Here is a 9,614-nt window from a genome sequence, read left to right as displayed (position 1 = left end):
GCTCGTGAATGAGTCCATGCGAACTGCGCTTGCCTCCACCCGGGCAACCGCAGCCTTCCTCAGCACGGATTGGTTTCGTGAGTCCGTAATCAAGCCTGCAGTCCGCGAGGCGACGGTAGACGGATTATTTGAGACTCTTCGTGGGCTCCACGGTGCCGGCCAACTCACTGAAGAGATTGACGACATATTCAGCGAGATTCCTGGCTCGAGATTGTTGCTCGGCGAAGCGGAACAACAGCTATCGCTCGTGCTTCCTTTTGGGCACGACCTTGCAGTGAGACGCGCCCTCCAAATTGTCGTGATGATTGCCGTGGCAGCGGCAAATTTTCGGCATCAACCTGCTAGCAGGTCCTCTCCCAGCCATATTGGCGGCCGTGGGTACTCCAAAGCCGACGGAAACCTGGAAGGCAGTCGGCAACGCGTATGACCGCCTCTACGGTGTGGGCCAGTACCACCCCGGCAAAGCCATTGCCATCAAGGGAGATCAAAAAGGCCCGAACCTTTCGGAGCGACGAGGACGTAGTAGTTGGTAGCAGGGCGCGCCCAGGATTTAGGACGCAAGGCGATGTCCGCGTCTCTTGAGAGACGCGGACATCGGCATCCTGCTGTTTACACCATTGAGCATCCCACAGGACCCGCGCGGGAACGGAAAGCAAGGTGGTTATAAGCCGAACACCATCGGCTACGCCAAGGTATCGACCAGTGAGCAGGATCCGCAGCTCCAGCTAGAAGCGCTAAAGGCAGCCGGGAGTGTCCGCATATTCCAGGACACGTGGATCTACATAGGCAGTCCACTACGGGTCACCCTGATCGACGTCCTCTGCTTCGTTGAGGTCGTAGCGAGCCCCGGCAGTGGTGCTTAAGTAGAACAGGGCCACGATAATGTGGGGCTTGTTGAGTAAGCGTGCAGGTCAAGCCAGTCGATGTAGCTGCTAATGACCGCTGAAACACGCGTTGCCTGTTCATCTGAGGAGATTCACCATTTAGGCTCCAGAGAGAAGATCAATAGAGGAGTGGCTTTGGGGGATATGAACAGCAACTTCGCTTTACTGCAGGTGGAGTGGCCGGCTATTGCGAAGGAAGCACGGCTGGCCGAGCTATACGCGCGGAAGGACCCCCGCTCTTCCCTTCTCTATGCACGACGGACTATCGAATCCCTGCTGGCGTGGCTCTTTGAAGCCGACGCTTCCCTTACCTTGCCTTACAAGAGCGATCTTAACGCCTTGATGTCGGAGCCCACGTTCAAGCGGCTCGCAGGCGAGACGGTCGTCAGCAAGTTCCACCTAATTCGCAGAGTCGCGAACAGTGCCATCCACACGAATGCGTCGATCACCGTCCAGCATTCGGAGCAAACACTTCGGGAACTGTTCCACGTCTGCATCTGGCTAGCGCTCAACTACACCCGGAATCCCGCGAACCGCCCGAGCCCAACACTCATGTTCAACGGGCAGTTCCTGAGCCCGACACCGAAACAAGGTGTTCCAGCACCTGTTCTGAAACCCAGTACCGCGGACCAGACCGCGAAACTTGCCGAGGAGCTCGCGGCCAAGGATGCATCGCTGGTTGCACAAAAGCAGGACAATGAGCAGCTGCAGGCCCAGCTCGCAGCCCTGCGTGCGGAGATTGCCCGGGCGAAGGAAGAAAACAAGAAGCTCCCGGACAGCCACGACTACTCGGAAGCTGAAACGCGGGTCTACATCGACCTGTATTTGGGCGAAGCCGGATGGGCACTCGACAAGGACGAGGATCGCGAGTTCGAAGTTCACCACATGCCCACGCACGCCGGCCCCGTGACCGGCACTGGGTTCGTGGACTACGTCTTGTGGGGTTCCGATGGCAAGCCACTTGCCGTTGTTGAAGCCAAACGGACGGCCAAGTCGCCCTACGAGGGTCAGCAGCAGGCCAAACTGTATGCCGACGCGCTAGAGGTGGAGAAGGGCCAGCGCCCCGTTATCTACTACAGCAACGGGTACGAGCATTGGATCTGGGATGACGCGTCCGGCTATCCTCCTCGGCCACTCCAGGGCTTCCATACCCGGGATCAGCTCCAGCTCATGGTAGACCGCCGCACCACCAGGAAAGCCTTGTCCACAGCAGCCATCAATACCGAGATCGCAGGCCGCAGCTATCAACAAGCCGCCATTCGGGCCGTTACGGCTGCCCTGGAAACGGACAAGGAACGCAAAGCGCTGCTCGTTATGGCGACCGGTTCCGGCAAGACGCGTACCGTGGTGGCACTCTCCAACCTGCTGATGCAGGCCAACTGGGTCAAACGCGTATTGTTCCTCGCCGACCGTGTCGCACTCGTTGACCAGGCCGCCCGTGCCTTCAAAACGAACCTCCCTGGTTCCTCGCCTGCAATTTTGGGCTGGGACGTGGAGGCCGACAGCCGCATCCATGTCGCAACCTATCCAACCATGATGAACCTGATCAACGAACGGACCGATGACGGGAAGGTACTTACACAACGGTTCGGAATCGGCCATTACGACCTGATCATCATCGATGAGGCACACCGATCCGTGTACCAGAAATACCGGGCCATCTTCGAGTACTTCGATGCATACCTGGTGGGCTTGACCGCTACCCCTCAATTTGAAGTGGACCGCAACACCTACTCCCTGTTCGACATCGAAGACCATGTCCCCACGTTCGCCTACGAGCTGCCTCAGGCCATCTCCGATGGCTATCTCGTACCGCCTCGGACCGTGTCCATTCCGTTGAAGTTCCCGGTGGAAGGTATCCGCTATGAGGAACTTTCGGAGGAGGAAAAAGAGGAGTGGGACTCCGCCGAATGGGACGAAGAAGGCGAGATCCCGGACGCGGTGGATCCAGCCATCCTGAACACTTGGCTGTTCAACGCCAACACCGTGGACAAAGCACTAGAAGTGCTGATGACCCGCGGGCACAAGGTTGCCGGGGGAGACCGGCTCGGAAAGACGATCATCTTCGCCAAGAACCAGAAGCACGCAGAATTCATCGCCGAGCGGTTCAACATCAACTACCCCCGGTACGCCGGCGCCTTCGCGAAGGTCATCACGCACAGCGTCAACTACGTCTCCACGTTGATCGATGCTTTCAGCCGGAGCGAGGACAGTCCGCATATTGCAGTGTCCGTGGACATGTTGGACACCGGCATCGATGTGCCCGAGGTTGTCAACCTGCTCTTCTTCAAGGCGGTTCGCTCCAAGACAAAGTTCTGGCAGATGGTGGGCCGGGGAACGAGGCTCAGGCCGGAGCTGTACGGACCTGGTGAGGACAAGAAGGACTTCTTCATTTTTGACGTCTGCCAGAACGTTGATTATTTCAATGCCGAGCTGCCCGGTTCCGAAGGGTCCCTGGGACAGTCGCTGGCGCACCGCAGCTTTGCTGTCCGGACGCAGCTCCTGGCGGAAGCGCGCGCTGCAGGCTTAGACGGCGACTTTGTGCTGGTGCTTGAGTCAGGCCTGATGGGGCAGGTAGCAAGGCTGCCGAGGGAGAACTTTCTAGTACGACCGCAGCTGCAGTGGGTGGAGAAGTTCGCCCAAACCGAATCGTGGGCGGCACTTGGGACGCAAGACCTTACAGACCTGCAGGCAAAGCTGGCCCCCTTGGCGACGCTGTCTTCCGCTGCCGATACTGAGGAAGCCAAGCGCTTCGACCTGCTGATGTATCAGGCCCAGTTGGCGTCACTGGACTCTGCGGCCGCCGTTGAGCCCTACCGCAAGAAAATCGCCGAGATTGCTTCGGCACTTCAGGATCAGTCGAGTATTCCCGCGATCGCAGCCCAGCTGGTCCTTATCCAGTCGATCCTTGAGGGCGGGGAATGGGGCCAAGTGTCACCGCAGTGGCTTGAGTTGATTCGTGTGCGCCTCCGGGCGCTGGTGCACCTGATTGAGAAAAAGCGTCGCAAGGTTGTCTACACGAACTTCGAAGACACACTCGGCGAGCTTGCGGAAGGCGAGCTGAAGGGGACCCGGAGCGGATCGCTGGATCTTGCCCGCTACCGCGAGAAGGCGCGGGCGTACCTCCAGGGATTCCTGGACCACGTCGCAATTCATCGACTTCGCCGGGGACTTCCCTTGACTGAGACGGATCTCGCTGAGCTGCAACGGATGTTGATCGAGAGCGGCGCCGGTTCACCCGAGGAACTTGAAGCGGCCACCGCGCAAGCCCAAGGTCTTGGGCTATTCGTACGGTCTCTGGTTGGCATGGATAGGCAGGCCGCTTTGGATGCCTTATCCGATTTCATTGGGGACAAGACCCTCAACGCCAACCAGCTGCACTTCGTCGACATGATCGTCCAGCAACTGACAGAGAATGGTGTCGTGGAGATAGGCGCCCTTTATGAGTCTCCCTACAGTGACGCTGCTCCTGCCGGGCCCGAGAGCTTGTTCCAGGAGGAAGACATTGACCTGCTGGCGGAGGCGCTCCAGCGTGTTCGTTTTGCTGCGATGGCAGGCTAACGCGGCTTATCCGCTCCAATCTGAGCAGGGGCGATAGTGCTGGCTTCAGGAGAGGTTCAGGAAGGACTGGCAGGAGTTGGGCTCTTCTGGTCGATCCCATGTGTGCGCTCCAGCGTCGCTCCAGCTGGTAAGGCTGCTGGCTGATTAGGATCATCGGATGGCTACACGCACAGTGATTGAACTCATTGATGACCTCGACGGATCAGCGGCGACTGAAACTATCCACTTTGGGTTAGACGGCACTGACTACGAAATCGACCTTGCAGGACCAAACGCTGGCGAGCTACGCGGACTGTTGGCCCACTTCGTGGACGCGGGCCGCAAGACGGGCGCCACGAAGCAGGCCCCTTCTGTCCGTCTCCTCCCGCCGGCGGCCCACACAAAGGCCGTCCGTGCTTGGGCAGCAGAGAACGGCATCGAGGTGAACGCACGCGGCCGCATCAAGGGTGACGTCGTACAGCGCTACCAGACCAGGTTGAGCTGAGCGCCTTATCGGCAGCCTTGATCGTGCAAGGACTCGTTTGGCCTGAAACTTGCACTACCCGGAGTCTGACCCTGATACCTTCAACAGCGTCCCCATAGATGGGACAGGAGACGCAGGAGAGCAATGACAGCAGCATGGGTGGTCCGGCAGGGCCGCGGCGGACAGTTTGCCGACGAGATGATCCGTAACGGGTACATCGGCGTGGACTTCATCGGGGACTATGACATCCGGCCGCACCTGGGCGGGGGAGCGGAGGTATTCCGCGGAGCCATGAATGACATCTACCAGGAGATGTACCCGGAGAAGACCCGGGTATCGGTCGGCTTGGCCATGGGCAACCTGTGGGCCGCCTCCGAGGGCATCGCTGTCGGCGACCTGGTCCTGGCGCCCAAGCCGGACCGGACCTACCAGTACGGGACGGTGGCCGGCGGGTACGAATACCACCCCGGCACCGACCTTCCGCACCGGCGGCCCGTGGACTGGAAAGGCTCGATCAACCGGGACGACATGAGCCCGACCTTGGCCTCCACGGCCGCGGTCCCGATGACAGTGTTCCAGCTCGAGGCCCACGCCGCCGAGCTGGCCACCCTCACACAGCTTGCCGAACCTGGGCAGCCGGTAGTGCAGGCGATCGCGTCCGAGGTGCAGGAGCAGCTGGCCTTTCAGATGGAAAAGCAGCTCGAAGACTTCCTGGTGCACAATTGGGCCAACACCTCCCTGGGCCGCGAGTACGACATTTACGAAGAGGACGGGCAGCCCGTCGGCCGGCAGTACCCCTCCGACACCGGCCCCATGGACATCCTGGCCATCAGCAAGGACCAGACCCGGCTCCTCGTCGTGGAGTTGAAGAGGGGAAGGGCCAGCGATGCCGTCGTCGGCCAGATCCAGCGCTACATGGGCTTCGTCCATACCGAGCTGCTCGAACCGGGCCAGAGCGTGGAAGGCGTCATCATCGCCCAGGAAGACGACCTGCGGATCCAGCGGGCCCTGTCGATGACCAGCAACATCCGGTTCATGAAGTACCGCGTGGAATTCCACCTAGACGAAGCGGAGTGATGGCCCCGGTTTGACGGTCCGGCAAGAAGCGGCCTGGGCCGAGCGCATTCCACTTAAGGTTACCGGTCCAGATAGCTGCACGTCCTGCGGGTCCAGTTCTGGCAGGGGACGTATCGGAGTCCTCACTCAGAATCGTAGATATTCTCGGAGGCGGAAGCGATCCACGCGCGGGTACCCATGGCCGCCCTCGCGGCGCAAAAACGAGTACAGACATGTGTGGCGCGGGCCCACCGCGGAGTGCGAGCGTTGATGGACCACAGGCAATGCAGCAGGGCCCGAATAGGGGGACGTTATGAAGCTCGTATGGTTCTCACGCAATGATGGCAGTCTTTTCGCGAACTGCAGTGCGGGAAGGTATCGCATCCATTTCGACGATGAGCAGGGTGTCTATGTCCTCTCCCGCGGTGAACGACATATCTTCCAAACCGTAAGCCTGGAAGAAGCCAAGAGCTGGGCCGAAGAGTTTGTGGACTCGCTGCTGGACGTCGAACGGCGACTACGGCAGCTGCCGCGGCTGAAGGCGGGGACACAGCAAAAACCTACCCGGACCCGCCGCCCCAACGACGAAGCACTGGCCGATGAGTACCTAAACTACGATCCCGACACCGAAGCAATGCTGGAAGGGTACAGCCGCCGAATCAGCGAAGTCAGAGTCGAAGAGACGACGGACTGACTCCCGGAGTCAAACGGCACAGCCTTCGATCGCCAGCGTCCATTTGGATGTGGAAGCGCGCGGACCGGTTGTTGGCACCGGGTGTACCGCGTTTGGCGGGCCCCCTACGCATGCCTGTCGGCGACGGACCCACCTGCCACAGATAGGCTGAGACCATGACGTTGGGGGACGCGGCGGAGCCGCTTGTGCGCATTCAGGACTTCAGGATGGACTTCGGGGACACCACGGTCATCCGGGACCTGTCCTTCGATGTCCGGGCGGGGGAGACTTTCGGCTTCCTGGGCTCCAACGGGTCAGGCAAGACCACGACGCTGCGGGCACTGCTCGGCATCTACCAGCCCACGGCAGGTACCCTGCACATCGGCGGGAAAGTCTTCGAACCGCGTGACGGGGCACGGCTCGGATACCTGCCGGAAGAGCGGGGCCTGTAAGAAGGAACCGGTCCTGGACGTGATGGTCTACTTCGGCCGGCTCAAAGGCCTGTCCAAGGCCGCGGCCCGGTCCTGGTCGGAGTCCTACCTGGAGCGGGTCGGGATCCCGGAGAAGGCGAAGACCCGGCTGGACAAGCTCTCCGGCGGCCAGCAGCAGAAAGTCCAGCTCGGGGTCACCATCATGAACAACCCGGAGCTGCTGATCCTTGACGAGCCGACCAAGGGCTTCGACCCGGTGAACCGGCGGCTGCTGATGGACATCATCGACGAGCACCGGCGGGGCGGGGCGACGGTCATCATGGTCACCCACCAGATGGAAGAGGTCGAACGGCTCTGCGACCGGGTGATCCTGCTCAAGGACGGGGTCGCCCGCGCCTACGGCACGGTCGAGGAAGTCCAGGAGGAGTTCGGCGGCACGGTCTACCGGGTCACCTACGACGGCGTCCTGCCCGAATCGCACCTCTACGACATCATCTCCACCAGTGATGGACGTGCCGAACTGGCACCAGGGCAGGGAGCCTCCGAGGAGAAGGTCCTGCGCGAGCTGGTCGAGACCGGCGTGGGCCTGCGGCCCTTCACCCCGGCCCGGATTTCCTTGGATGAAATCTTCATCAAGGTCTACGGCGAGCAGAACGAACTGGCGGAAGCATAATGGCACTGGCACAGCACAACCTCGGCACCGTCGTCGCGTTCGAGTTCGTCCGCACCATCAAGAAGCGCGGCTTCGCCATCGCGACCCTGGCGATCCCGATCCTCCTGATCGTCGTCTTCGCCCTGGTCTTCGCCTCCAACGAGAGTTCGAAAAGCAGCGCCGAGGCCCAGAAGAACGCCCGCTTCGCCTTCACGTACAGCGACGCCTCCGGCATCCTCATGGCGCCCGGGGCCAAGGCCGCCGGCGGGACCTACACCGACAACCCGGCCGCCGCCATCGAGGCGGTGAAGAACGGCGTCAGTGAGGCGTACTTCCAGTTCCCCGCCGACCCGACCAAGGAGCCGGTGAAGGTCTACGGGGCCGACAAAGGCATGTTCGAGAACGGCAAGTACGAGGCCGTCGCCAAGCAGCTGCTGGAGGCCTCCGCCCAGTACGCGGTCGGGTCGCCGCAGCTGACGGCAGCCCTAACCGGCAAGGTGAAGTTCGACTCCGAGACGTTCAAGGACGGACAGACCGCGGCCGGCGTCGGCGGAGTGATCCCACCAATACTCTTCCTGGTCGTCTTCTACATCTCGATGATCCTGCTCTCGAACCAGATGCTGAACTCCACCCTGGAGGAGAAGGAGAACCGGGTCACCGAAATGATTTTGACCACCCTGAACCCGACCACGCTGATCACGGGCAAGATCATCGCCCTGTTCATGGTCGGGCTCGTGCAGATCCTGGTGTTCCTCGCCCCGGTCGGGCTGGCCTACCTGTTCTTCCGCGACTCCCTGGCGCTGCCGGAGCTGAGCCTGTCGTCCCTGGTCTTCGAGCCCGGGCCGATGATCCTGGGGGCGCTGCTGTTGCTGGGCGGGTTCACCGTCTTTACAGGCACCCTCGTGGCCATCGGCGCGATCATGCCCACCGCCAAGGAAGCCGGCACCATCTTCGGGCCGCTGATGGCCATGATGTTCATCCCCTTCTACACATTCAGCCTGGTCATCTCCAACCCCGGCGCCTTGATCGTGCAGATCTTCACCTACTTCCCGTTGACCGCCCCGGTCACCGCTCTGCTACGGAACGCCTTCGGTACCCTCACCACGGTCGAGGCCGGCATCGTCATCGTCGAACTCTTCATCGTCGGCATCGCCATCCTGCGCCTGGCCGTCCACCTGTTCCGGTACGGGTCCATCGAATACGGCCGCAAGCTCAACATCGCCGCCACCTTCCGGCGCAGTGAACTGGCCGCCAAATGAGCCTCCTCGACCATCTCGAGCAATTCCTGGGCACCTTTGCTGAGGGGTGGTCCAAAGATGCCGACGGCCACCCGCAGCCCGCGCAGGTCGTCAAATTCATCGACGGGCCTCTTGACGGTGTGACCTCGTACTCGACCCTAGGCCTGAGCCGGCGCCCGCTGGATTTGCCAGGCAAGGCGCCGGTCCGGGTGGAGTTTTTGATGATGGTCCGAAGCGGCCACTTTGAGCGCTACGTCCCGTCGATCATGCAGCAGCTTGTGGGTGAAGTAATCCACCGGGGGCAGGCTCCTCTGCGGGGTGAAGTCATCGGCCCGTGGGGGCCGCTGGATCCAGACACTCGCCTTGAAGCCTTCTACTTCGGTATCCCGGTTTACCAACCGGAAGAGTTCGCAACCTACGAGGACGCTGATGGACCGATCATCATCTCCTGGCTCGTTCCCCTCTTTCCTACTGAAGCCGCCTTCGTCGGCAGCCATGGTTGGTCCGCACTGGAGGACCTCCTCATCCAGCATGATCCGGATCTTACCGACTGGCGTCGGCTGCCACTGCCTGTGGACTCGCCATAGAGCAATGGATGCTGCCAGCCACCGGTCTTGGCCCCGGGCGGCGCCGTACACATAGAATCCGAATTCAAT

At 61.2% G+C, this 9,614-nt stretch carries 7 protein-coding genes and 1 pseudogene; all 8 read left to right on the top strand.

The window, feature by feature from the left end:
* Positions 1-427, top strand: a 427-nt coding sequence (locus tag J7I84_RS19125) for a hypothetical protein (protein ID WP_214946105.1), incomplete at its 5' end; no start/stop codon positions are given.
* A gap of 601 nt (positions 428-1,028) precedes the next feature.
* Positions 1,029-4,445, top strand: coding sequence for a DEAD/DEAH box helicase family protein (locus tag J7I84_RS19120; RefSeq protein ID WP_214946104.1), 3,417 nt, complete (start codon positions 1,029-1,031; stop codon positions 4,443-4,445).
* 157 nt (positions 4,446-4,602) lie between these two features.
* On the top strand, positions 4,603-4,929 hold the full coding sequence (locus J7I84_RS19115; RefSeq protein WP_214946103.1) for an Lsr2 family protein: 327 nt from the start codon (positions 4,603-4,605) through the stop codon (positions 4,927-4,929).
* Positions 4,930-5,052: 123 nt separating this feature from the next.
* The gene (locus J7I84_RS19110) at positions 5,053-5,985 is read left to right on the top strand and encodes an endonuclease NucS domain-containing protein (RefSeq protein ID WP_214946102.1); all 933 of its coding nucleotides are present in this window, start codon (positions 5,053-5,055) and stop codon (positions 5,983-5,985) included.
* 292 nt (positions 5,986-6,277) lie between these two features.
* On the top strand, positions 6,278-6,658 hold the full coding sequence (locus tag J7I84_RS19105; RefSeq protein ID WP_214946101.1) for a hypothetical protein: 381 nt from the start codon (positions 6,278-6,280) through the stop codon (positions 6,656-6,658).
* 155 nt (positions 6,659-6,813) lie between these two features.
* A pseudogene (locus tag J7I84_RS19100) lies at positions 6,814-7,741 on the top strand (ABC transporter ATP-binding protein).
* The gene (locus tag J7I84_RS19095) at positions 7,741-8,979 is read left to right on the top strand and encodes an ABC transporter permease (RefSeq protein ID WP_214946100.1); all 1,239 of its coding nucleotides are present in this window, start codon (positions 7,741-7,743) and stop codon (positions 8,977-8,979) included. Before J7I84_RS19100 ends, J7I84_RS19095 begins: the two are co-directional and overlap by 1 nt.
* Positions 8,976-9,545 (top strand): suppressor of fused domain protein, encoded by a 570-nt coding sequence (locus J7I84_RS19090; protein ID WP_214946099.1) that lies wholly within the window; start codon positions 8,976-8,978, stop codon positions 9,543-9,545. The genes J7I84_RS19095 and J7I84_RS19090 overlap by 4 nt, the downstream gene beginning before the upstream one ends.
* The last annotated feature ends 69 nt before the right edge of the window (positions 9,546-9,614 follow it).

Origin of the sequence: Arthrobacter sp. ISL-85, from assembly GCF_018613675.1 — a bacterium.
Taxonomy (GTDB): domain Bacteria; phylum Actinomycetota; class Actinomycetes; order Actinomycetales; family Micrococcaceae; genus Arthrobacter.
The sequence above is the reverse complement of the archived record's forward strand: the minus strand, read 5'-3'. Positions and strand labels throughout refer to the sequence as shown.